We start from the raw sequence: 24,579 nt of genomic DNA on the forward strand, positions 1-24,579 counted from the left end.
TGGGGCCGGCGCGCACAGGGGGCGGCGGGCCTGTGGTGTCCCACCACATGGGTCAACGGACCAGCTGTTTCTACGGTGTGGCAGCACCCGGATAATCCGTCCCCGCCCGGAAGTGGAAACCATGACTGCCCAGGCCCCCGCGCCACCCACCCCCGGCTCGCTCCGCCGCATCGTCGCCGCGAGCCTGATCGGCACCACCATCGAGTGGTACGACCACTCATTCGAAGAGAGCTAGGACCTGCGGGTTTCCATGATCCGGGCCGTCGCAGTCAGCACGGATCCAGCACAGGGATCTTGGCGTGCTGAGGTTGTGCTGGCTGGGCCGCGCCGCAGCGTTTGCCGCCGAGCCCGGCAGCAGGCGAGGACCGATCACGGAGCGTTCCGAACCACCTTGCTCTTCAGCCTCTCCACCAGCGCGGCCCCTACGCCGCCCAAGGCCGGTTCCTCACCCCATCGAGTGAAACGAACGAACACGCCAGCCCCTCTGTCCCCTCGTGCCCCGACACCCACGCCAGCGGGCGAAGGACCGAGGCGTCCCAGGGTGAGGCTCAGTACTTCACTGCGAACGCGGCCTCATGGACTGCCTCGAACTCGAGCGGAAGGTTCACCTCGGCCTCGAGGGTGAAGATGGAGTCCATGACGGTTCGCAGGCGCTCCGGCGCATCGGGCATGACGTGTGCGTACGTCCGGTGCGTGGTGCGGGAGTCGCGATGGCCGAGCCACTCGGCCATGTCCGTCACCGGAACCCCCTTCGCGAGGCCGGCGGAGGCGAAGAAGTGCCGCAGCCAATGCGGAGTGATCTCCCTCACGATCCCCGCGGCGCACCGGGCGGCGTGCCAGAGCCGGCTGATGAGCGAGTACATGAGAATGTTGGTCCGCCCAAGATTGGCGAACAGGTAGTCCCCCACAAGCCGGTTCGGCCCGTCCTCGACACGGAAGGTCCCATAGCAGCGGACATGCTCGCGGACCTTGGCCGCAATGCTCAAAGGCACCGGCACCAGCCGCCCCTCGTCCTGCTCCCGCCCTTTGAGGTGGCGGATCCGGTGCGCCCTGCCCCGCCGCTTGGGCAGGACCCGTCGCCCACGCACCCCGGGCAGGTGTTGCCCGCCGTCCTGAGTGATCTGACGGTCGACGCGAAGCGTGCCGTCCGCGAAGTCGAACTGCCCCAACGAGACCGCGCTCGCCTCGCCGATCCGCAGCCCGCACCCGGCCATCAACCACACCACCAACCGGTACGGGCCGGGAAGATGTTCCGCGATGGCGGCGATCTCGCTCAGCGACGGCAGCCGGATCACCCTGCGAACTCCGCGCCGGCCGTACCGGCTCCCCCACCGCACCTGCCGGCACGGGTCCTTGGCCAGGTAGTCGTTGGCGACGGCGAACCCGAAGACCCCGCGCAAAATCCCATACCGGCTATAGGCGGTGCTCCGGGCATAGCCCCGCTCCTCCACCATCCACACCAGCCACGCCCGGACGTCCTTGGCCTTGACCGAACCGATGGGCCTGCCGCGGAAATACGGCTCGATATGGCAGCGAAGACTCGCCTCGTACTGGCACCGGGTGGTCCTGGCACGGTCGCCGCAGTCAATGAACTCCCGGTACACCTCGGCCAGCGGCTTCTTCCATCCGGTAACACCGATGTAGATACCGAGAACCTTGTCACTCTCCACCCTGGCCGCGAAACCATCGGCCAGCGCCTTGCGGCGGAACGACACTTCCCGCTGACGCCCACTGCGACCGCCGGGCTCGCGATACCGAACCGTCCAGCTATGCCCGCAACGCGACCGGACACAGGGGTAGCACTTACTCCTCTTATCGACCTTGCACTTCTGAAACACACTGGCCAAACGCCCAGCCCACTCCCATCGGCGCGCATGTCACAGCTCAGCTACCCCGACACCAGCGACAAGAAAGACTCCCGCAGCGCGTTCACCCTCCCGATACCACCCACCGCCGAGACACTACTCTTAACCCAGTTGGTCCCAGTGCTCGTGGCAGTTTCCTCCATGGTGGATGCGCACCAGGTACATGGCGGCAGTTGCCCTTCCCGTCATCCTGGTCACCAGGACGCGCGTCACCGTCTGCCACTCCTTGCGAGGGCCGGCAGCGTTGGACGCACTGCCAGGCCGCTCAGACGGGGGCGTTCTCCACCCAGCGGTCGGGGCCGGGGTCGCCGCCTTCGGCGCGTACCGCCAGCCGCTCGACGTAGTGGGCCCAGCCCTCCTCGTGGGGCGAGCGGGCCTGCGCCGGCAGGTCGTGGTGGACAGGCGCAGCAGGGTTCCCTCGCCGTCCGGCTACAGGGTGATCTCTACGGTCGTGGAGTCCGGCGGGACGGGCATGTCGCCGGTCTCCCAGCCCCAGGTGAAGACCACGCGCTTGGGCGGGTCGAGTTCGAGGAAGCGCCCGGCGGCGCGATTTTCGCCCTTGACGTTGGTCCGGTAGGCGCCGCCGGGTTCGAAGGAGAACTCGCCGTCCTCACCCGGTCGGTCATCGCAACACCGATCTCGCGTCGCGTGCGCCCTGGCCGTCAGCGGCGCGCCACGTAGTAGACGTTGAGGATGTCGCCCTCGACCCGCTGCGTGTCGACCTGGTTGAAACCGGCTTCGGTGAGCATCCGCCGCGCGGTCTCCTCGCCCCACACGGTTCCCAGGCCCTCGCCGCCTTCGCTGAGCGAGACGCTCATGCAGTAGAACGTTGAGAAGGTGTAGAGCGCCGGGCCCAGCGGGTGGTCGGTGTTCTCCTCCAGCCGGCTGGACGCGGCGATGTCGCCCATCAGGAACACCCCGTCGTCGTTCAGTGCGCCGGCGATCGCGGCGAGCGTCTGCGTGGGCCGGGCGAGGTCGTGGATGACGTCGAATGCCGTGATCAGGTCGTAGGAGCCGGTCAGCGCGGCGCAGTCACCGACCTGGAACTCCACGTTGGCAAGTCCCAGCTCGGCGGCTTCGGCGCGCGCCGCCGCGATGCCCCCCTCGGACATGTCCAGCCCATGAAAGCGGCTCGCGGGGAACGCTGCGGCCAGAACGTTGACCGCGTGGCCCTGGCCGCAGCCGATGTCCAGAGCGTCGATGCCGGTGCGCAGCCGCTCGGGCAGGCCCGGCACGAGCGGGACGATCGCGTTCACCAGCGCCAGGTCGTACACCTCCCCGGACTCCTCTGCCTGAAGAGCCTGGAACCGGGGGTAGGCGGAGTACGGAACGCCGCTCCCGGTGCGGAACGCCTCCAGCACCTGCTGCTCGACCTCGCCCATCATGCTGAGATCCTGCGCGATGCGGGCCAGGTTGTCGGGCCCGGCCGCCCGCGTGAGGGAAGCGGCGTGCTCGGGCGGCAGGACGTAGGTGCCGTGCTCCGGCACGTAGTCGACCACCCGGCCGACCACCATCGCGCCGAGCCACTCCCGCACGTAGCGCTCGTTCAGCCCGGCCGCCAGGGCGATCTCCTCACTCCGAGCCGGCGGCATCCCGGCCATCGTGTCGAACAGACCACTCTCGTGCCCCAGACCCGTCATCATCCCCAGGCAGGCGTCATTCACCATCTGGATCATGCGGCCCGCGAACGCCTCCTGCTCAACTGCGTCCAGCTCTGCGACGGACATCACTCCTCCTCGCCATCGGGCCGGAGCGGGAGGCGGGGCGTCGCCGACCGCACTCGCGGCAGGCGGCTCGATGAGATCGCGACGAATCTCTCCTCTTCTCCCAGGCTACGCCGCCTGGACCTCCGAGGCCGGGCAGAGATCTCCGGCGCAGGCCACCCCCCCTCTGTTCGCGCTCGCTGCCGAGATCCACATCCCCTTGTCCGGACGGGCATCGCGGCGAGCGTGTCGGGTCGGACCTTTCGACGAACGCCCCTCTTCGGGACCTTCCGCCCATGGACCAGGATCCATTTTCAGGAGTGTCGCGGCGCAGGGTGCAAACCTCACTTGAAGCCTTGCTCCAGGACTGTGACGAGTCCGGTCTCATAGGCGACAGCGACCGCCTGGGCTCGTGTTCCCACCTCAAGCTTGGTGAGGAGGTGATGGACGTGCGACCTCACCGTGGCCGCGGAAACCGACAGTTTGGCGGCGATATCGGCGTTCGAGCTTCCCCTGGCGACAAGGATCATGACCTCTGCCTCGCGGGGGGTGAGGGTCCCGACCAATCGCAGTGCCAGGTCGGACGTACGCGGAGTGCCGCTCGTGTCGATGCTGCCCTGTGCGGCGACCGGGATCACCAACGTATCCCCCTCGATTACCATGTGCAGCACCTGCAGCAGTTCATCGGAGGAACTTTCTGGCGAGAGAACTGCCCGAACACCCACGCCAATCGCCTCTAACGAGCGGTGGGTATTCTCGGTCTTGGCTATCAGAAGGACCTTCGACAATGTGGCGAGCTTGGAAAGTACGCCCTTGTCATCAATGGTCAACGCCGGAGACACGACGAGGACAATCTGCGGGCTCCACTTTTCCACCGCCGCCAACACCCGGGCCCCGGTGACATCAGCGACCACTTCCATGTCATCGCGCTGGGCGATCAACGCTCGCAACCCTCCGCATATTATTGACTTGTTGCAGCAAATCAATACGCGCGCGATCATGAGCGACCGCCAGGAACCGCGAAGCGGGAGATGGCCCCGACTCGGATCTGCCTCCACGAGCACCCACCGCCGGACCGATCGGCCGACCCGCCCCGGGACCCATCACGAGACCAACCCATGGTGGAATTGGTTGACCATTCGACAAAACATGCGGCGCGGGGGCGCTGGACGAGTGAATCCGCCCAGCACGATCCGTTACCCATTCACACCCCCGTGAATGAACCCGATCATCCGTTTCTTTTGCGCACCTACCGTGCCGACACGCCTACGCCAGTGCAGCTCCCTTGGTACCGGGAATCCCGGCGCCCGTGCCGGGACTTGAGGCTAGCACGAAGGACGAAGGCCCGAGTTGGCCGTAGCACGGACTAAGCGGTCGATTAGCGGCGCCAGGGCGGAGGGTTCAGATCGTTCGGGTCGAAGAATTGAAATGACGCGGAGAGGGCGGAAACTCTACGGTCGGGTAACCAAGCCGGCTCAGGAAGAACACCCGGCCGGTGAGACCGAGACGTCGTTGCAGGCCGAGCCGGACATCCTCGTGCTGCAGGACGACGCTGACAGGGTGCAGTGCCAGTCCGGCGCGTGTGGCTCGCAGCCAGTACTCGGCGAGCATCGCGCCGCCCTGAAGGACGTCGGCCAAGCTCGGCTCGTCATCGCGAAGGCTCATGGCCACCACGACGGAGGTGGGCCGCACCATCGCGGCGAGTTGCCGTGCGAGGAAGTTCTGGTAGCCGACGCGACTCAGCAGGCGCATGGTCGACGGGGCAAGCGCCGTGCGCATGAGCCGGTGACGTGCCCGCGACAGCGGCCCGAAGAGCTGGGCGAGCGTGAACCCGTCCCCGCTGACCCGAGCCTCGATGTGGCTCCAGCGGATGAAGGAGTGCGTCTCGCGCCAGGCCTCTTCATGCGCGAAGTCGCGGCCTCCGTGGCCGGCCACGAAGTCGGCCAGTCTCCCCCGCTCGAATCCGGACCGCAGATGACGGACCGTCACCAATGCGCCGGACGCCGCCGCTCCGCAGGGTGCGGTGAGCCCGCGCAGTACGGCCGGGTCGACGAGGCCTTCATGGTACCGAGCACGGTTGGTCCGCCGCGCCGCAGCGGTGGCGCGCAACCCGGCCAGCTCCGCACCGGTACCTCCGTCCCCCTCGATCCGGCGCAGGCGCGCCACACTCAACAGCGACCACGTCCTGGGGCACCCGTCACCGAACAGCTCCGTGAGGTGTCCCTCGTCGTCGCCGAACCGCAGAGCGTCGAGCACCCACCCCTGCGCGTCCAGCGCGCACAGCAGCAGCTGCCAGTACGCACCGCAGCTCAGTTGCATCTCGACGGCGTGCGCGGGCAGAGCTCCGAGCCGGCGCTCGTGGTCGAGCGCCAGCACCAGATATTCGGCTGTCTCCTCCTCATCGTCGCCCCCGAGCAGACGGGCAGCGGCCGCGCGGGCACCGGAGCTGCTCAGCAGCGCGTGCGCCCACGGCTGGCAGTTGTGCGACGACGGACTGAGCGCCGCGATGGCTGCGGCCTCACGCAACGCCTCCGTGAAGCCGGGCGGGCGCGGTGGGCGGGCGGGCGTCCGCGGTGCCGGGGATTGCTGCATCAGACATCCTCCACTAAGGCTCCTGGCGCCAGACCATGGCCAGGGCGTATCCGTCGATCTCCCGTGCCCAGCTTTCGAAGTGCGGACCCGCCGCATCCGGAATCCGCCGCCGCAGTTCCGGACTGGCCGTCCACGAGAACCGACCGTCGGCCCGCCAACCGGTCAGGACCACCTCACGGCTGTCGACGCGCAACCCGACGCCGAAGTGCTTGAGCACCGCCTCCTTGCAGGCCCAGCGCAGAGGCACCGGCATCCGCTGCAGCCGTCCGCCGCCGTGAGCGCCTCGTGAGTCGGTGTCGAAAGCGAGCAGATCCTCAAGAAGCGGCGACATCGCCCGGCTCCGTTCCAGATCGATGCCGATCTCCCGGGGTCCGCACGCGGCGATGGCGAAGTCGGCGGAGTGCGACAGACCCACTTCGACCGGGACGTTCACCACCGGCTTCCCCGCGCGAACACCGTTCTCGACGGCCCGGACCCGGACGTCGGCCGTTCTCATCGAGAAGCCGGCGCTCCGCTGCCGGTAGGCGCAGACGCCGTGCTTGATCGCGAGTCGGCCGGCGAGCCACTCGATACGCCTCTTGGCGAGCGGCAGCGTCGCCGCGTGGGCGATCTCCTCGGCGCACAGATGACGCTCCGAGAGCGCCGAGTGGGTGTCCTCACCTTGTGAGCGGAGCCACGCGATGGAGACCACCGCGAGGGTGAGGGGGCCCCGTGCGTGCCGCAGCTGCAAGGGACGTGCCGGGTCGAGGGTCACACCCCCGCCGAGCGGCGGTACCGGCTCTGCAGCGCCAGGCACCAGAGCACTCGTCACCGGTTGGCGACCGAAGGCAGAAGGAAGGGATACGGCCGCCGCCGGATCCTGCGGTGCCAGAACCGGTCGGCCTTGCGCAACCGCTGGATCAACTCCCACATGCGGGCGTCACCACCGTAGTAGGCAGCCACCTCCGCCTCGGTGATCGGCTCGGCCAGACGCCTGTTGGCCTGGGCGACGAATGCCGGGATCAGCGCGTCGAGCCGCTCCTTGTGCAGGTTCCCGAGGAAGTCCAGGACGACGCCGCGTGTCCCGTAGAACTTGTCGAAGATCGACCTGGTCATCGACAGCCGCACCACATCACGCAGTATCCAAGGGAGCGAGGTGAAGAACAGCCGGACGTCGAGTCGTTCCCGGCCGCGCGCATCACGCAGCAGCGGAGTGGTGACATCCAGGTAGACCAGATCGCCGTCCACATCCATCCAGTTGCTGGCCTGTCCGTCCAGGCCCGCTTCGGGTCGCACCGCGCGTTCGACACTGTCGAGGAAGCGCTCGAAGAACTCCCGGGCCCACGCTTCGCCCGCACTGTGCATGAGCGCGGAGCACAGACGGTTCGACGGCAGAGCCTCCTGTACGCAGTAAGCCACGACCTCTCCCGACGGCCGCGTCATGTGCCACAACTCGGTGTCGGCGACGCGCACTCCGCCCTCCCGCAGCCGCACGAGGTACTCGTCGAGTGTCCTTCGGTAGCGCTCGAACCGGGCGCGGGAGGGGAAGACGGGCAGCCGTTTGCAGGCGAACGCGCCCCGGGCTGTGCGTAGTCGCAGGACGAGAGTCACCTCGCCGTAACCGAGGACGTCCAGAGCACTGTCATCTCCGGTCAGCAGTGCCGTCCGGACCTGTTCCTCCAGGTCCGCCAGTTGTCTGCCCGGAACGGTGAACGACATGGGAATCCCCTCAGTTCTCGTATCCGCCGGCGCCACTCAGCAGCACATCGGATCCCCGTGAGGCGCGACGGCGGTACAGGGGGTAGACGGCGCAGGCGACGAGCACCGCGCCACCTATGCGCCGGGGAGCGAGCAACCGGGCGACGCCGCCCCGAACGGGTTCTCCGTCGGAGAACGCCAGGTCACCGAGCGGATCGCCGCCACCCCGGGACCGGACCAAGAGGGTACTGATCGCCACCGTCGCACCGAGCGTTCCCGCGAGGCGTCGTGGGGTGAGGATACGTGCTGCCATGAAGGGTCTCCGTTCCTGAGTGACATCGCGCCACCGCTTCCGGGTGCGCCGTCGGTCGTGTCCTGCTGCTGCATCCTCGCGCTCCGGACTGACGGGAAGCTGACCGGACACTGACGTGGTTCGGGCCGGTCACGGCCGGTGGAACTCGTCAGCTTCCGGTCAGCTTCCCGTCAGTCCCCGGGACCAGAGTGGGCGGCACCGAAGCACCACGACCTGGATGCGAGGAGCAGACGACCGTGTTCCCACGCCGCAACAGCCCCGCGCTCCCAGCGGTTCCCACTCACCCCGGTGACAGCCGGTGAGCCGGGCCGCCGTGCTGGCCGGAATCGGCAGCTGCCTGCCGCCCAGGGCGGTCTCCAACGAGGAATTGACAGCCCGGCTGGACACCTCTGATGAGTGGATCCGCACCCGTACGGGGATCGGTCAGCGTTTCTTCGCGGCCGAGGGCACCACCACGTCCGATCTGGCGGCCGGCGCCGGCGCGAGGGCGTTGAAGTCCGCGGGCACTGACCTCGCGGACACGGTGGTGGTCGCCACCACCACGCCGGACCGGCCCTGCCCGGCCACCGCCCCGACGGTCGCCACCAAGCTCGGAATGACCGGAGTCGCCGCGTTCGACGTCTCCGCCGTCTGCACTGGATTCGTCTACGGTCTCGCCACCGCGGTGGGCCTCATCTCCGCCGGAGCGGCGGACCGGGTCCTGGTCATCGGAGCGGAGACGTTCTCCACGATCCTGAATCCGGCCGACCGTTCCACCGGAGTCATCTTCGGGGACGGTGCCGGAGCAATGCTCCTGCGTGCCGGAGAATCCGACGAGCCCGGGGCGTTCGGCCCCTTCGACCTCGGGAGCGACGGAACCGGCGCCGACCTGATCACCGTCCGGGCCGGCGGTTCCCAACAGCGGCTGTCTTCCGTGGCGGTCGCGCCCGACGAGCAGTACTTTTCCATGGCGGGCAAGGAAGTCTTCTGGCGCGCCGTGCAGCGTATGTCGCGATCGGCGAGCGCGGTCCTGGAACGGGCCGGGTGGCGCAGTGCCGACGTCGACTGGCTGGTCGCTCATCAGGCGAACCTGCGGATCCTCAACCGGGTGGCTGACGATCTCGGCTTCGGACCCGAGAAGAGCATCGGCAACATCGGTGAAGTCGGTAACACCGCGGCCGCTTCCATCCCGCTCGCCCTGGACCACGCACATGCCGCCGGCCGGCTGCACGCGGGAGACCGTGTACTGCTCACCGCGTTCGGCGGCGGTCTCACCTGGGGGTCGGCGGTACTTACCTGGCCGGAGCTGGCCACCCTGTGACACCGCATGTCCCCTGCCGCACCACGACGAAAGGAATACACGATGACAGCGATGTACGAACGGCTCGTCGATCTGCTGGTGGACAAGTTCGAAGTGGACCGGACGAACGTCAGGCCGGGTGTCACTTTCGAACAGCTCGAGATGGATTCGCTGTTCCTGGTCGAGCTGCTGCTGGTCGTGCAGTCGGAGGTCGGTGTCGCCATCAGCGAGGACACGGCCTCTCCACGGGACACCCTGGAACGGGCGGCGGAGCTGATCGAGGAGCAGGTAGCCGCAGCGACGACGACGTCATGAGCGCGGTACCGATCGCGGTCACCGGCCTCGGCCTCGTCACCGCGGCCGGTATCGGTGTCGAAGCCAGCTGGCGCGGTGTCTGTTCCGGTGTCTCGGCCGCCAAACGCGACCCGGTACTCGCCGGTCTGGCGGTGGACATCTCCTGTACCGTGCCGGGGTTCAACGCGGCCAAGCACGTCGGACGCCGCAGCAAACTGGTTCACGACCGTTTCGTCCAGCTCAGCATCGTTGCCGCCCGCGAGGCCGTGGCTGATGCCGGGCTCGACCCGCTGACCTGGGACGGTGCGAGAGTCGGGGTCGTCATCGGCTGCGGAGTCGGAGGCTCTGCAACCGGTGAGACGCAGTTGCGTGCCATGCTCGAAAAGGGCCCGGCAGCTGTGTCCGCACTGCTCATCCCCATGCTCGTGCCCAACATGGTCGCCGGACATCTGGCCATGGAGTTCCATGCCACCGGCCCGAATCTGGTCACGTCGACAGCGTGTGCCTCGGGAGCCACCGCGATCGGCACCGCCCTGCAGCTCCTGCGGGACGACAGTTGCGATGTCGTGATCGCCGGCGGCAGCGAGGCGGCGGTGAGCCCGCTCATCGTCACCGGATTCACGCAGATGGGCGCACTGTCCCGGCGTACCGACGACCCCGGCTCCGCGTCCCGTCCATTCGATGCCGACCGGGACGGGTTCGTCACCGGCGAGGGCAGCGGCATGCTGGTGCTGGAACGGGAACGTGACGCGACGGCACGGGGCGCACGGGTGCGCGCCTTGGTGGCGGGATACGGCGCCTCCGCCGACGCGCACCACATGACGGCCCCGGACCCGGAGGGCACCAGCGTGCGACGTGCGTTGAACACCGCACTGTCACGGGCAGGTGTGGCTCCCTACGAGGTCGACCACGTCAATGCCCACGGCACGTCCACTCAGCTCAACGACGCTGCCGAGGCCCGAGTCCTGGAGGCGGTGCTGGGGGCCGGACCGGCGGTCACCTCCACCAAGGGCGTGGTGGGTCACACCCTTGGCGCCGCCGGAGCGATCGAGGCGGTGTTCACCGTGCTCAGCCTGGAGACCGAGACCGTGCCGCCGACGGCGAACCTCGACCACCAGGATCCCGGGATCCAGCTCGACATCGTCGCCGGTGCTCCCCGGCACCGGCGGCTGGACGTGGCTGTCAGCAATTCCTTCGGATTCGGCGGTCAGAACGCGGTGCTGGTGTTCACCTCCGGGTGAGCCCCCTGCACAGCGGTGCCCGACGTACCCATCGCCCATCCCTCCTTGCGGGACATGGATCGAGGACGAACATGACCACTCAGCAGTCGCTCATCACCTACATCGCCGATACCTGGATGGACGGAGACGCGGACGGACTCGACGCGGAGGTCCGGCTCACCGAGATGAACATCATCGACTCGGCCGCGATCTTCGATCTCGTCCACCATCTGCAGAGTGACTTCCACATCACCGTGCCGTTGCAGGAGATCACGCCGCGGAACTTCAGAACAATCAACGACATCGCGGCTCTTGTCGAGCGTCTGCAGACAGAGGGGGCGGCTCGCTGATGACCGACACTCTGGCGGCCGGCCAGGACACCGCGCGTATCCATGAGCAAGTGGTGGACATCGTGGCGTCCCGCACTCTCTACGACCAGTCCTATCTCCTTCCGGAAAGTCATTTCGAGGGTGAACTCGGCATCGACTCGGTCATTCTCGAATCGATCCTGCTGACGGTGAGGGAGCACTTCGGCCTCCCCTCCGCACTCCCGGGGGGAATCTCAACGATCAAGGAGCTCGTCCACGAGGTCGAGCAGTCCCTGACCCCGCGCACGCAGGACCGCCTGAAGGCAGCGCCGCTGCCGCCGCGCCCGGACGGCTCCGTACCGCAGGACCTTCTGAAGACACTGGTCGACGTCACGATGCGGCACACGCACTACCAGCGCAACCAACTCGATCTCGATGCCGACTTCGAGAGTGAACTGGGAATCGACTCCGTGGTCCTGACCTCGATCGTCGCCGAGGTGGCCCAGCTGTGCGGCCTGGCAGGCAGCGCACCGGTCACGGTCACGGCGGCAACCCTTCGCGCACTGGGTGTCGAACTCGCCGGTGGACGGGCGGGATCCGGACCCCCGGCCCCGCTCACTCCCGCCGCCACAGCACCCGCTCCCTCTCCCGCCCTGCCGGCCCCCACGACCACACCGGTCCGGGAGCATGCCCCGCAGACACCCGCGGCGAAGGACGGACCCTGGGACGACCGTTCCATGAAGGATTTCACGGAGCAGCGCGATCCCGATCTCTTCGCCAAGGCGCGCAGCTTCGGCAGTTACTTCCGGAAACGCAACGACGACCAGCTCTATTGGTATGGCATGCCGCTCCAATCCCGCTGCGAGAACCGGGCTGTCATCCGCGATGAAATCACCGGCCGCACCCGCGAGTTCCTCATGTTCGCCTCGAACAACTACCTCGGTCTGGCCAATCACCCCAAGGTCGTCGAGGCGGTCTGCGATGCCACCCGGGTCTATGGGGCGACCAACACCGGCTGCCGCCTCATCGGCGGCACCAATGTGCTGCACAAGGAACTCGAACAACGCCTGGCGGCCTTCAAACAGCGGCCCGCCTGCATTGTCTATCCCGGCGGCTACTCGGCGAACATCGGTGCCATATCGGCACTCGTCAAGAGGGACGACACCGTCATCGTCGACAAGCTGAACCATATGAGCATCGTCGACGGCTGCCGGCTCTCCGGCGGCAACCGCAGAATCTACCGGCACAACGACATGGCGGATCTCGAAAAGGTCCTGCAGCGCAGCGCGGACCAGGCGATGGGCAAGCTCATCGTCACGGATGGTGTCTTCAGCATGCACGGCGACGTCTGTGAGTTGCCGGAGATCGTCCGGCTGGCGCAGCAGTACGGCGCCCGGGTGATGGTCGACGACGCCCACGCGACCGGTGTCCTCGGGATGCGCGGCTCGGGTACCGCCGAACACTTCGGGCTCAAGGGCGAGGTCGACCTGGAGCTCGGCACGATGAGCAAGACCCTCGCGGGAATGGGCGGCTTCGTCGTCGGCGAGGAGGAGGTCATCAACTATCTGCGCTTCTACTCCAACTCCTATGTCTTCGCCGCGACGATTCCCGCCGGCGTCGCGGCCGGACTCATCGCGTCGATCGATGTGATGGAGTCGGAGCCCGAGCGCGTCGCCACCCTCTGGTCCAACATCCGCCTGCTGCGCGGCCGGCTGGCCGATGCCGGATTCGATCTGGAGAACACCCAGAGCGCGATCCTGCCGATCGTCATCGGCGATGAGCGCAGGGCGATGGAAATGGGACGGGCGGTCCGCGCCCGCGGCCTGTTCTGCCAGACGGTGGTCTTCCCCGGGGTCCCGCTCGGCGACGCCCGGCTGCGGATCAGCGTGACGTCCGAGCACACCCGGGAGGACCTGGAGCTCGCGGCAGAGATGTTCACCGAGGCCGGACAGGAGACCGGGGTGCTGTCCCCCGCGACCGCCGACGCCAGGTCCGCCCGCGACCGGAACGTATCGGAGTGACGGCGATGTCAGAAACAGCCCTGCCCGTACCCATACCCGAACATGAACCCGCGCCCGACCTCCGTGTGATCCGGCTGCCCCGTCCGTTCTCCACCGAACAGGCGGCGCGGACCGCCTTCCTGGGCCCGGCACCGCTGACCTACGGCGAACTGGCGGCGCACGTGGACGCCGCCGCCTCTCGATTGGCGGGCCTGGGTGCCACCGCGGGCGACCGGATCGCCATCTGGATGGACAAGACCCCCTGCGGCGCCACGGCGATCCTCGCAGCCCTGCAGGCGCGCTGCGCCTACGTCCCGCTCGACGGCGCGCAGCCGCCGAGCCGCGTCGAGACGATCCTCGCCGACGCCGAACCGATCGCCCTGTTCACCGACGTCCGACACCTCCCGTCGCTGTCCGGCATCACCCTGCCCACCTCCCTGCGGGTGATCGTTGTCAGCGGTGATGTGCCCGCCGCGTACGCCGAGCGCGTGCCGGTCAGAACCTGGGAGTCCTTCTCCGCCGCGTCGGCCACCGTCCGGGCCGCCGGCGGCCCGGAGACCGGTTCCGGCCCGGGACCCGACGACCTGGCCGCCATCCTCTACACCTCGGGTTCGACCGGCGTTCCCAAGGGTGTCCAGATCTCGCACCGCAATCTGGCCTGCTTCATCGGCTGGGCCCGCCAGGAGCTCGACGTCGGCCCCGATGACGTCTTCGCCAACCACGCGTCCTTCAACTTCGATCTGAGCACCTTCGACCTGTTCACCGCCCTGTCGGTGGGCGCCGCGGTGTGGATCGTGGCGGACTCCCAGGCCCGGGACGTGGCCGCGCTGGCCGCCGGCATCCGCGAAAACGGCGTCACCGTCTGGTACTCGGTGCCCTCCATCCTCCATCTCCTGACGGCGTCGGGCGCCCTCACCGACGGGACCGCACGCAGCCTGCGCTACGTACTGTTCGCCGGCGAGGTCTACCCGATGCCGCAACTCCGCGCCCTGCTCGACGTCCTGCCCGAACAGACCGTCCTCTACAATCTCTACGGTCCGACGGAGACGAACGTCTGCACCTACTACCGGCTGCGGGCCGTGGACGCCACGCGTACCGACCCGGTCCCGATCGGCTCCGCGGTCGCCGGAGCGCGGCTGTCCGTCGTCGACCCGGACGGCCTCGCCCTGCACGGTGCGGACGCCTTCGGTGAACTCGTCGTCGAAGGCGACTGCGTCACCGCCGGCTACTGGCGGCGCGAGGAGGAATCCCTCGCGGCCGGCCACCCCAAGGGCAGCCACGCCACCGGCGACCTGGTGAGCTACGAGGACGGCCTGCTGGTCTACCGGGGCCGTAAGGACCGGATGGTCAAGCTCTCCGGCTACCGGGTGGAGCTGGGCGAGATCGAGTCCGCCGTGTTGCGTCACCCGGCGGTGGCCACCGCTGCGATCGTCCTGGACGGCGAGGGCCCCACCGCCCGCGTCGCGCTGTACTACACGCTCCACCCGGGGGCCGAGCGGCCGGGACTCCTGGAGATCAAGCGGCACTGCGCGCAGTACGTACCCGCGTACATGCTGCCCCGGGTCGCGACCTGCCTCGACGAGCTGCCCTACAACGCCAACGGCAAGATCGCCTACCCCCGGCTGGCCGCTGGCGCGGCGCACGCCGACCGGAGGCCCTCATGAGCCCCGAACCGACGTGCACCGACCGGGGAGCGGGGCCCGCATCGGTCACAGCGCTGCTGCGCGACCGTCTGGCGAGCGATCCCGACGGACTCGCCTACCGCTTCATCACGGGCATCGACGGCCGGAGCGAGAGCTGGAGCCATCGCGAGCTCGACCGCAGGGCGCGTGCAGTCGCCGCCCGCCTCCAGGACGCGAAACTGGACGGCCGGCCGGTCCTGCTCCTGCACCCACCGGGGCTCGACTACATCGCGAACTTCCTCGGCTGCCTGTATGCCGGCGCCATCGCCGTCCCCGCTTACCCGCCGGACACGTCACGCTTCGGCCAGACCTTCCCCCGGCTTGCCGCCATCGCCCGTGACGCACGGGCCACCCACGCACTGACGACCGACAGCGTCCGGGACTTCGTCGCGAACCAGGAACGGGAGCTCGAGAACCTCGGGCTGGCGAACCTGACCTGGCTGGGCTCAGGCACCTCCGCCGACCCCACGGGCGACGGATGGCACGATCCCGGCACCACCGGCGGCACCCTCGCCTTTCTGCAGTACACCTCGGGCTCCACCTCGACGCCGAAGGGCGTCATGGTCAGTCACGACAACCTGCTGGCCAATCTGCGCTCGATCCACCAGCGGCTGCGCCACGACCGGGATTCGGCCATGGCGCTGTGGCTGCCGCCGTACCACGACATGGGTCTGATAGGCGGCATCCTGACCGCCCTCTACAGCGGCATCCCGCTGCACTTCATGGCGCCGATGACCTTCGTTCAGCGACCGCTGCTGTGGCTGGAGACCATCTCGCAGACCCGGGCGTCCACGGCCATCGCGCCGAACTTCGGGTTCGAGCACTGCCTGACCAGGGTGTCCCCGGAGGAGCGCGACTCGCTCGATCTGAGCCACTGGCGGCTGGCCCTGAACGGCGCCGAGCCGGTACGCGCCGACACCCTGGACCGCTTCGCGGAGTTCTTCGCCCCGAGCGGCTTCGACCGCCGGGCCTTCATGCCCTGCTACGGCCTGGCCGAGGCGACCCTGCTGGTGTCGGGGACCCGGGCGGACGAACCGCCGGCCGTCGGGTCCTTCGCCACGCAGGCGCTCGAGGCCGGAGCACCGGAGCCCGCCGGGCCGGGAACGGACCGGGTGACCCGGATCGTCGGCTGCGGCCCGGCCGCCGACGGCGTCAGCGTGGAGATCGTCGACCCGGCCGTCCGTCGCCGGGTGCCCGCCGGCCGGACAGGCGAGATCTGGGTCTCCGGACCCGGCGTGGCACGCGGGTACTGGCGCAAGCCCGAGGCGACCCGCGAGACGTTCCACGCGGAGATCGACGGCGAACCCGGCGCCCGGTACCTGCGCACCGGCGATCTCGGATTCCTGCACGCCGGTCAGCTCCACATCGTCGGCCGGACCAAGGACGTCGTGATCGTGCAGGGCCGCAACCACTACCCGCACGACATCGAGCTGACCGTGGAGAAGGCCGATCCGGCGATCCGCGCGAACTGCGGAGCCGTCTTCGGCATCCCGACCGGGAACGGCGAGGCCCTGGTGGTGGCCTACGAGGTCGACGGCCGGAAGCTCGGTGATCCGGCGGCGCTCCTGGCGCGGTTGCGCACCGCCATCGCCCAGGAACACGAGGTGTCGCCGCATGCGGTGGTGCTGCTGAAGAGGTCCACCGTCCACCGCACCACCAGCGGGAAGATCCAGCGTGGCGCGTGCAGGACTGACTTTCTCCGCTTCGGTCTGACCGCCGTGGCTGCCAGCGTCGTCAGCGACTCGGACGGACCGGTCGGGACCGGCGGCCCTTCCGCCGGGCGGGGCCGGGCCACCGTCGCCGAAGCCGTCGACGATGTTCTCACCGGCATCACGGGAGCGACCCGGATCAGCGGGCGCGGCTTCGCCGACATCGGTCTCGACTACCCGCGGCTGACCGAAGCGGTGCGGCTGCTCGGACAGCGGCTCGGGGTCGAGGTCCCGCTCGGGGATCTGCTCGTGTGCCCCGATGTGGACACTCTGACGGCTCTCCTGCTCGGCGACACGCCTGCCGACTCTCCGTCCACCACCACGGAACCGTCCCCGCGTGCGGTGGACGACATCGAGGCCTGGCTGACCGCGAAGATCGCCGGCCGTCTCGGTCTGGCCACCGGCACGATCGACGCCACACGTCCCTTCGCCTCACTCGGGCTCGATTCCCGCCAGGCGGTGGCCATCTGCGACGATCTCGGGACGTGGCTCGGCCGGACCCTGCTCCCCGGAGTGGTCTTCGATCATCCGACCATCAGAGCCGTCGCCACCGCGCTCGGCACGACAACACCGCTCACACCCGGCGACGCACCGGAGGCCGCGACCGCGCGGCCGGCCGGAGGCAACGAGCCCATCGCCATCGTCGGGATCGGCTGCCGGTTCCCCGGCGCGCCCGATGCCGACAGCTACTGGCAGCTCCTGCTGGACGGCCGTGACGCGATCACCGAAGTCCCGGCCGACCGCTGGGACACCACGGTCGTCAAGGCGCCCCGGCTCGGCGGGTTCATCGACCACATAGACGAGTTCGACGCCAGATTCTTCGGGATCTCGGCGCGCGAGGCCGAACGCATGGACCCGCAGCAGCGTCTGCTCCTGGAAACCGCCTGGCACACCATCGAGGACGCGGGCATCGCCCCCAGCGCACTCGCCGGAAGCGACACCGGGGTCTTCGTCGGCATCAGCAGCCACGACTACTCCGGGCTCCAGCTCAGCGACCCATTGACGACGGACATCCACGCCGCGACCGGCAACGCCCACGCCATCGCCGCCAACCGCCTCTCGTACACACTCGATCTGCGCGGCCCCAGCATCGCCCTCGACACCGCCTGCTCGTCCTCACTGGTCGCCGTGCACGCCGCGTGCCAGTCACTGCGCTCCGGAGAGTGCCACATCGCGCTCGCCGGCGGGGTGAACCTGCTGATCACTCCCGCGCTCTCGGTGGCCTTCTCCGAGGGTGGGATGCTCTCCGCCACCGGCCGCTGCCGCACCTTCGACGATGCGGCCGACGGTTACGTCCGCGGCGAGGGCGTCGGCCTGGTCTGCCTCAAGCCCCTGGCGGCCGCCATCGCGGACGGCGACCGGATCCACGCGACCATCACGGGCTCCGGCCTGGGCCATGGGGGCCGCAGCAACGGTCTGACGGCACCGCGGGGGTCCGCGCAGCGCACGGTGATCGAGCGGGCCCTGGGCCAGGCGGGCTCGCACGGCGCCGAGATCGACTATGTCGAGGCTCATGGAACGGGAACCTCGCTCGGCGACCCCGTCGAATGGGAGGCCCTGGTGGCGGCGTACGGCCGGCACCAGGAACACGACCGCCCGTGCCTGGTCGGCTCGGCGAAGAGCAACATCGGCCATCTGGAGGCGGCTGCCGGCATCGCCGGGCTGATCAAGGCCGCTTTCGTCGTGCGGCACCGGGAGGTGCCACCGCAACTGCACTTCACCACCCCGAACCGGCGACTCGCCCGGGAGGGATCCGGACTCGAGGTCCCCACCCGGCGGCGCGCGCTTCCGGCCGGGAGCGTCGCGCGCGCCGCGGTCAGCTCCTTCGGATTCGGCGGGATGAACGCCCATGTCGTCCTCGAAGCGCCGCCGACGCCTGTCGCTCCGGCCGCACCGCCGGAACGGTCCCCACGGACGGCCGACGCACTGTGCCTGTCGGCCCATTCACCCACCGCGCTGGCGGAGCTGGCACGCCGCTACCGCGGACACCTCGTCGCGCACCCGGACGTACCGACCGGCGCCCTGTGCCACGCCGCCAACACCGGTCGATCACACCTCCCGTACCGGGCCGTCGTCAACGGACGGAACTCGGCAGAGCTGGACGAGGGACTGGCCGCGCTCTCCCAGGGCGCAGCGAACACCCAGCTCGTCGTCGGTCACGCCTCCCACGGGCCCGCGCCCAGGACAGCGTTCCTCTTCAGCGGCCAGGGGACGCAGTACGCCGGCATGGGAAAGCAGTTGTACGACTCCCACGAAGGGGTGGCGCGGTCACTGGACCGCAGCGACCGGGTGCTGCGGCCATTGCTCGGCATCCCGCTGACGGAGCTCCTCTTCGAGGAATCCGGCGCCGACCGGCTCCGCAGCACCCGCTACTGCCAGCCGGCTCTGGTGGCACTGGAGATCGCGCTGGCCGAACTGTGGATTTCGGTCGGCGTGCGACCGGCCGCGCTGCTCGGCCACAGCGTCGGCGCGTACAGCGTCGCCTGCGTGGCGGGTGTGCTCTCCCAGGAGGACGCCCTCACCTTGACGGCCACCCGCGCCCGCCACATGGACGAGCAGCCCGGTGACGGATCGATGATCGCCTGTAGCGGTGATCCCGCGACGATCCTCGAACTCGCCGCCGCCCATCCGCCGGTCTCCGTAGCCGCGGTCAACGCCCCCGGCCAGCTGGTCCTTTCGGGGCCTGCCGACCGGATCCATGAGGTGCGCGCCGAGTTGGAGGCCAGGTCGGTCGCTGTCCGGCCGCTGACGGTTTCCCATGCCTTCCACTCACCGATGATGGAGGGCGCCGCCGACCCGCTGCGCGCGGCTGCCCGTGAGCTGGACCCGTCGAAGCCGCGCATCCCGTGGGTATCCGACGTGACCGGTGAACCGGTCGATCACGTCGATGACGACTACTGGGTCGATCATCTGCTGGGCACCGTGCGATTCGCCGACGGAGTGGCGACACTGCGCCGCCTCGGCTGCGACACCTTCGTCGAGATCGGCCCGCATCCCGCTCTCCTCGGCCTGACCCGGGCCGCGGACCCCGGGAACGGCCCGGTGGCCGTGCTCCGGCTGCCGTCCTTGCGCCGTGGCGCGGACGACTGGAAGACGTTCCTGCAGTCCCTGGCCCGCCTGCACTGCGCTGGCGGCGACGTCGACTGGGCCGCGCTGGAGCAGGGGTCTCCCCCGGCACGGGTTTCCGTGCCACGCACCGTTTTCGAGCGGCAGCCCTACTGGTTCACGGCTCCGGAGCCAACCACCCGCGATCTCGGCGTCCCGGCTCAGCAACCGAACGGCTTCGTCCAGGAGCGAAGGGAGCACGACATGAACGGCATGAACGGCATGGACGGATCTGGAACGGACTGGCAGCCGACGTGGAACGGTCACGATGGCCCGCAGCCGGTGGTGCAACGCGATGTGGTCGGCTGGGTCTCCCAGGTCTGCGGATTTCCCACCGATCAGATCCCCGTGCAGGCCCGCCTGGGAATGGATCTCGGCTTCGACTCACTGATGAAGACCGAACTGCAACGGCACATCGCCCAGAAGTACCCACACCGGCTAGGGGACCTGCGGCGGTCCCTGCCCGACGATCCGACCGTGCAGGACCTCGTCGGAGTGCTGGGGGCCGGCCAGGCCGTCCTCGCATCGACACCTCAGTACCTGCCCGCTCCCCAGCAGTACGCGCAGGTCCCGCAGCAGTACACCGCGCCGCCCTCGGCCCCGCCGCAACCGGCACCGACACCGGAGCTCGCCGCGCCGCCCGTCCGGGTGGAGCGCGAGTTCGAGGAGTGGGCCGAGTACGCGGAACTCCAGGGGCGGCTGCGGCAGATCGAGTCCAGCGGCGCGAACGCCTACGGCCGCGTCCACGAGGGCTACAACACCGGCCGGATCTCGATGGACGGCCGCGAGATCGTCAACTTCTCCGCCTTCAACTACCTGGCTCTGTCCAGTCACCCCCGGCTTCGAGCAGCGGCCACCGCGGCGATCGACCACTACGGCACCTCCAGTTCCGCGACCCCGCTGCTGTGCGGGGAGACCCCGCTCCACCACGAGCTGGACGCGGAGATCGCGTCGTTCCTCGGCACCGACGCCGCTATCGTCTTCGCGGGCGGCCACGCGACGAACGTGGCGACCGTGGGCCATCTGTTCGGCCCCGAGGACGTGATCCTGCACGACGAATGGATCCACGACAGCACCGTGCGCGGCTGCATTCTCTCGGGTGCGCGGCGCCGGCCCTTCCCCCACAACGACTGGGAGGCCCTGGACCGGATGCTGGGTGCCCTGCGCCGGCACCACCGCAGGGCCGTCATCGTCATCGAGGGCGCGTACAGCCAAGACGGCGACATCCCCGATCTGCCACGGTTCATCGAGGTCAAGAAGCGCCATGACGCGATGCTCATGATCGACGAGGCGCACTCGATCGGAGTGCTGGGGCGCACCGGCCGCGGTATCGGCGAGCACTTCGATGTCGACCGGCGCGACGTCGACCTCTGGATGGGCACGCTGAGCAAGGCTCTGGGCAGTCTCGGCGGGTACATCGCGGCCCGCTCGCCCATCATCCAGTACCTCAAGTTCACCGCCCCGCTCTATATCTTCAGCACCGGAATCTCCCCCGCGAACGCGGCGGCGGCGCTGGAGGCCTTCCGGGTCATCCGGGACGAGCCGCAGCGGGTGCGCAAAGCACAGGAGCTCGCGGAGTTCTTCCGGGATGCAGCGCGCGCCCGTGGCCTGGACATCGGAGTGTCGCGGGCCTCAGCGGTCGTGCCGATCATTCTGGGCAGCTGGGAACGGTCCATGACGATCTCCAACCGGCTGCTGGCCCAGGGCGTGAACGTGATGCCCATCGGATACCCCGCCGTCGCGCGCGACAAGTGCCGGCTGCGCTTCTTCATCAACGTCGATCACCGCGAGTCCGATCTGGAACACTCCCTCGACCTCTTGAGGCATGCCATGTCATCCGACAGCGAACTGCCACCCCCCGCCCCCCGCACCCGCGCGGAGCCGTCCGCCTCCCCCGCCGCCCGCCGCGACGCCGACATCCTCGTGGCCGGAGCCGGCGGCTTCATCGGCGGCCACCTGACCCGACGGCTCGTGGAGCAGGGCCATCGGGTCCGGGTGTTCGTCCGCGAGAACAGCGACCGTTCGGCCTTCGGCGATCTTCCGGTCGAGGTCGAGGTGGGCTCGCTGGGCAACACCGACAGCCTGCGCCGCGCCACCGACGGGGTGAAGCAGGTCTACAACTGCACCGGGAAGTCCGCGGACTGGGGTCCATGGGAGGAGTTCCGGCACGTCAACATCGAAGGCGGCAGGAACCTCGTCGAAGCCGCGCACCAGGCCGGCACCGTCGAGCGGATCCTGCACGTCAGCACCACCGACGTGTACGGCTACCCGGTGCGGCCCTGCGACGAGAGCGCCACCCCGCGCGACACCGGACTGCCCTACAACCGCAGCAAGCTGCTCGGCGAGACCGTGGTGCGCGAAACCGCGGAGCGGCTCGGCATCCCGCTGACCGTGGTACGTCCGGTCTCGGTCTACGGCCCGCGCAGCAAGGACTTCGTCATCGAACTGGCGAACCTGATCGTGCAGAAGCAGATGGTCTACATCCGCCGCGGCAACGTTCCGGCCGGGCTGCTCTACGTGGGCAACGCGGTCGACGCGATGATCGCGGCCTGCGGCTCCGAGGCCACGATCGGCCGGGCCTACAACCTCCGCGACCCTGACCTGACCACCTGGCGCGAGTACATGGAGGCGCTCGCCGAGGGCCTGGGCGTACGGCCTCCCTCGATGAGTCTGCCGAGCGCGGTCGCCACCGGCGTGGCGACGGTCTCGGAAAAGGTCTACGGCACGCTGCGCATCAAGTCACGGCCGGTCCTCACCCGTCACGCGGTGCACCTCTTCGAGCGGGACCAGTCCTATCCCATCGAGCGTGCCCGCAATGACTTCGGTTTCAAGAGCGAGGTCGGCTTCGAGGAGGCCATGCGCCGCACCATCGACTGGCTGGACTCCGCGGAGGGCCGCCGGCACGTGAGCCGTTGAGCCGTACCACCGCGACGAGGACAGGAGGTCAGGATGCCGCTCCACCATCACCCGCTCACCATCCAGCAGCACCGGGACCCCACCGGAGCCTGGTTCCCCGCCGCCGACACCCACGCCCCGGCGACGCTCCAGCTCATCTGCTTCTCGTACGCCGGCGGCACACCCTCCGTCTTCCGTGACTGGCAGCGGCAACTCGGCGACGGCGTCCAGGTGGTCCCGGTGCTGCTGCCGGGCCGCGGACTGCGACTACGGGAGCCCCCTTACACCGATATGGGCCCGCTCGCCGCCGACGCGGCCACCGCCCTCGTCGAGTTCGGACTCACCCCCGACTTCGCGCTCTTCGGCCACAGCATGGGAGCGCTGCTGGCCTACGAGGTCGCCTGCGAACTGCGGCGGCGCGGTCACCGCGAGCCACGCCATCTGTTCGTGTCGGGCAGCAGGGCGCCGCACCTGTACGGGACGCGGCAGGACCACACGCTGTCCGACGACGATCTGCGCCGCCTGGTCCATGACCTCGGCGGGCTCGGCGACGACCACGTGACGGCTCGTTCCTACCTCGACCGCCGGCTACCGGTGCTCCGCGCGGACCTGCGGGTCTGTGAGACGTACCGCTGGACCCCACGCAGGCCGCTGCGGTGTCCGATGACCGCGTTCTCCGGGACCGACGACCCGATCGCGACCGCCGCCGGGACGGAGGCCTGGCGCGAGTGCACCACCGGCTCGCTGCTGCGACGGCATCTGCCGGGCGACCACTTCTTCCTCACCGGCGCATCGCGGCTCCGCCTGCTGCGGGAGCTGCGCGGCGAACTCGACCGGCTCCGCCCCGACCAGGAGGCGCGAACCCTCACTGCCCGAAGGACCCCGTCATGGACGCACTGACCCTCAGCAAAGTCATCAGGCAGCGACAGATCCCGCTGCTGCTCTCCCTCACGCGCAATCTCGTGACCCCGCTCTACCGGGCGACCTTCCTGGCGTCGGCCGCGAGCCGCGGCGTACTGCGCCGGATGGCCGTGCGCCCCTGCGACCTGGAGACGCTGGCCGAACACCTGGGGATCCACGGCGACGCCGCGCCGCTGCGCGCCTGGCTCGACATCGGCGTCCAGCTCGGCGATCTCTCCTGGTCGGACGATGCCTACCGGCTCAGGAGCCGCACCGCCAAGGCGCTCGCCCGCGCCGGCCAGGACTCGGTGGCCGCCGCCCTGGAGGAGGTGCTGCGCTTCCACGTGCCGGTGCTCCTCGACGCCCCGGACATGCTGCGCGACGGGCGGCGGCTCTCGCTGAGCGACCAGGACGGTGCGGTGATCGCCCGCTCGACCCGTGTGGTCCAGCCCTTCGTCGAAGAGGCCGTCGCGCACACCCTGGACCGTACAACGCCGGTGCGACTGCTGGAGGTCGGCTGTGGCAGCGGCGTCTACGTCCGGCACGCCGCCTCCCTCAACCCGCGGCTGACCGCACTCGCGATCGATCTGCAGGGCGACGTTGCCAAGCAAGCCGCGGAGAACATGACGGAGTGGGGTCTGCAGGACCGGGTGGAGACCCGCCAGGGCGATATCCGCACCCTCGAGCTGGAGCCCCAGTTCGATCTCATCACCCTGCACAACAACATCTACTACTTCCCCCGGGACGAACGGACCGCTGTCCTGGAACGTGCGCGGGCGCTCCTGGCCCCGGGTGGCAAGGTGCTGCTGACGACCTCCTGCCAGGGCGGCAACGTCGGGCTCGAAGTACTCAACCTCTGGTTCACCTACGCCGACTTCGGCGGCCCACTGCCCCGCGAGGACGAACTCACCGGGCAGCTGGAACGTGCGGGATACACCGACGTCACCGCCCGCCGGATCATCCCGGGCGAACAGTTCCGTGCCTTCGTCGGGACCAACGCACGTGCCGCGCAGATCTGAACCCCGAGGAGAGCACAC

Annotated in this window: 17 protein-coding genes; 9 read left to right on the top strand and 8 right to left on the bottom strand. The window is 69.2% G+C overall.

Annotated features, from left to right (window positions below):
- Positions 1 to 548 precede the first annotated feature (548 nt).
- The 8 genes from C8250_RS08540 to C8250_RS08575 form a co-directional block, all read right to left on the bottom strand.
- Positions 549 to 1,838 carry a tyrosine-type recombinase/integrase gene (locus C8250_RS08540; protein WP_244809791.1) on the bottom strand — a complete coding sequence of 430 codons (1,290 nt, stop codon included), beginning with the start codon at positions 1,836 to 1,838 and terminating at the stop codon, positions 549 to 551.
- Between the two features lie 456 nt (positions 1,839 to 2,294).
- Entirely contained in the window at positions 2,295 to 2,639 is a 345-nt protein-coding gene (locus C8250_RS43420) for an SRPBCC domain-containing protein (RefSeq protein ID WP_244809028.1), read from the bottom strand.
- Positions 2,528 to 3,592 (bottom strand): methyltransferase domain-containing protein, encoded by a 1,065-nt coding sequence (locus C8250_RS08550; RefSeq protein ID WP_138353976.1) that lies wholly within the window; start codon positions 3,590 to 3,592, stop codon positions 2,528 to 2,530. The genes C8250_RS43420 and C8250_RS08550 overlap by 112 nt, the downstream gene beginning before the upstream one ends.
- A gap of 320 nt (positions 3,593 to 3,912) precedes the next feature.
- Positions 3,913 to 4,509: a response regulator transcription factor gene (locus C8250_RS08555; RefSeq protein WP_239070176.1), complete on the bottom strand. Its 597-nt coding sequence runs from the start codon at positions 4,507 to 4,509 to the stop codon at positions 3,913 to 3,915.
- Between the two features lie 460 nt (positions 4,510 to 4,969).
- Positions 4,970 to 6,160: a RedV protein gene (locus C8250_RS08560; protein WP_138353978.1), complete on the bottom strand. Its 1,191-nt coding sequence runs from the start codon at positions 6,158 to 6,160 to the stop codon at positions 4,970 to 4,972.
- A 13-nt stretch (positions 6,161 to 6,173) separates the two neighbouring features.
- Positions 6,174 to 6,956 (bottom strand): hypothetical protein, encoded by a 783-nt coding sequence (locus tag C8250_RS08565; protein ID WP_244809029.1) that lies wholly within the window; start codon positions 6,954 to 6,956, stop codon positions 6,174 to 6,176.
- 11 nt (positions 6,957 to 6,967) lie between these two features.
- On the bottom strand, positions 6,968 to 7,858 hold the full coding sequence (locus C8250_RS08570) for a DUF6206 family protein (protein ID WP_138353979.1): 891 nt from the start codon (positions 7,856 to 7,858) through the stop codon (positions 6,968 to 6,970).
- Between the two features lie 10 nt (positions 7,859 to 7,868).
- Positions 7,869 to 8,150, bottom strand: coding sequence for a hypothetical protein (locus tag C8250_RS08575; protein WP_138353980.1), 282 nt, complete (start codon positions 8,148 to 8,150; stop codon positions 7,869 to 7,871).
- Positions 8,151 to 8,448: 298 nt separating this feature from the next.
- On the opposite strand from C8250_RS08575, the gene C8250_RS08580 reads away from it, so the two are divergent.
- The 9 genes from C8250_RS08580 to C8250_RS08620 all read left to right on the top strand — a co-directional run bounded on the left by C8250_RS08580 (position 8,449) and on the right by C8250_RS08620 (position 24,561).
- Positions 8,449 to 9,450, top strand: coding sequence for a beta-ketoacyl-ACP synthase III (locus C8250_RS08580; protein ID WP_138353981.1), 1,002 nt, complete (start codon positions 8,449 to 8,451; stop codon positions 9,448 to 9,450).
- 42 nt (positions 9,451 to 9,492) lie between these two features.
- A complete protein-coding gene (locus tag C8250_RS08585) occupies positions 9,493 to 9,744 on the top strand; it encodes a phosphopantetheine-binding protein (RefSeq protein WP_138353982.1) in 252 nt (83 codons plus the stop codon).
- A complete protein-coding gene (locus C8250_RS08590) occupies positions 9,741 to 10,964 on the top strand; it encodes a beta-ketoacyl-[acyl-carrier-protein] synthase family protein (protein ID WP_138353983.1) in 1,224 nt (407 codons plus the stop codon). Before C8250_RS08585 ends, C8250_RS08590 begins: the two co-directional genes overlap by 4 nt.
- Before the next feature lie 71 nt (positions 10,965 to 11,035).
- Positions 11,036 to 11,293 carry a phosphopantetheine-binding protein gene (locus C8250_RS08595; protein ID WP_138353984.1) on the top strand — a complete coding sequence of 86 codons (258 nt, stop codon included), beginning with the start codon at positions 11,036 to 11,038 and terminating at the stop codon, positions 11,291 to 11,293.
- Positions 11,293 to 13,272 (top strand): aminotransferase class I/II-fold pyridoxal phosphate-dependent enzyme, encoded by a 1,980-nt coding sequence (locus C8250_RS08600; RefSeq protein ID WP_138353985.1) that lies wholly within the window; start codon positions 11,293 to 11,295, stop codon positions 13,270 to 13,272. The genes C8250_RS08595 and C8250_RS08600 overlap by 1 nt, the downstream gene beginning before the upstream one ends.
- Positions 13,273 to 13,277: 5 nt before the next feature.
- Positions 13,278 to 14,915 carry an amino acid adenylation domain-containing protein gene (locus C8250_RS08605; RefSeq protein WP_138353986.1) on the top strand — a complete coding sequence of 546 codons (1,638 nt, stop codon included), beginning with the start codon at positions 13,278 to 13,280 and terminating at the stop codon, positions 14,913 to 14,915.
- Positions 14,912 to 22,663, top strand: coding sequence for a type I polyketide synthase (locus C8250_RS08610; protein WP_138353987.1), 7,752 nt, complete (start codon positions 14,912 to 14,914; stop codon positions 22,661 to 22,663). Before C8250_RS08605 ends, C8250_RS08610 begins: the two co-directional genes overlap by 4 nt.
- Before the next feature lie 33 nt (positions 22,664 to 22,696).
- The gene (locus tag C8250_RS08615) at positions 22,697 to 23,542 is read left to right on the top strand and encodes an alpha/beta fold hydrolase (RefSeq protein WP_138353988.1); all 846 of its coding nucleotides are present in this window, start codon (positions 22,697 to 22,699) and stop codon (positions 23,540 to 23,542) included.
- Entirely contained in the window at positions 23,530 to 24,561 is a 1,032-nt protein-coding gene (locus C8250_RS08620; protein WP_138353989.1) for a class I SAM-dependent methyltransferase, read from the top strand. The genes C8250_RS08615 and C8250_RS08620 overlap by 13 nt, the downstream gene beginning before the upstream one ends.
- Positions 24,562 to 24,579: the final 18 nt, after the last annotated feature.

This window comes from Streptomyces sp. So13.3, assembly GCF_005860785.2.
Lineage (GTDB): Bacteria > Actinomycetota > Actinomycetes > Streptomycetales > Streptomycetaceae > Actinacidiphila > Actinacidiphila fildesensis.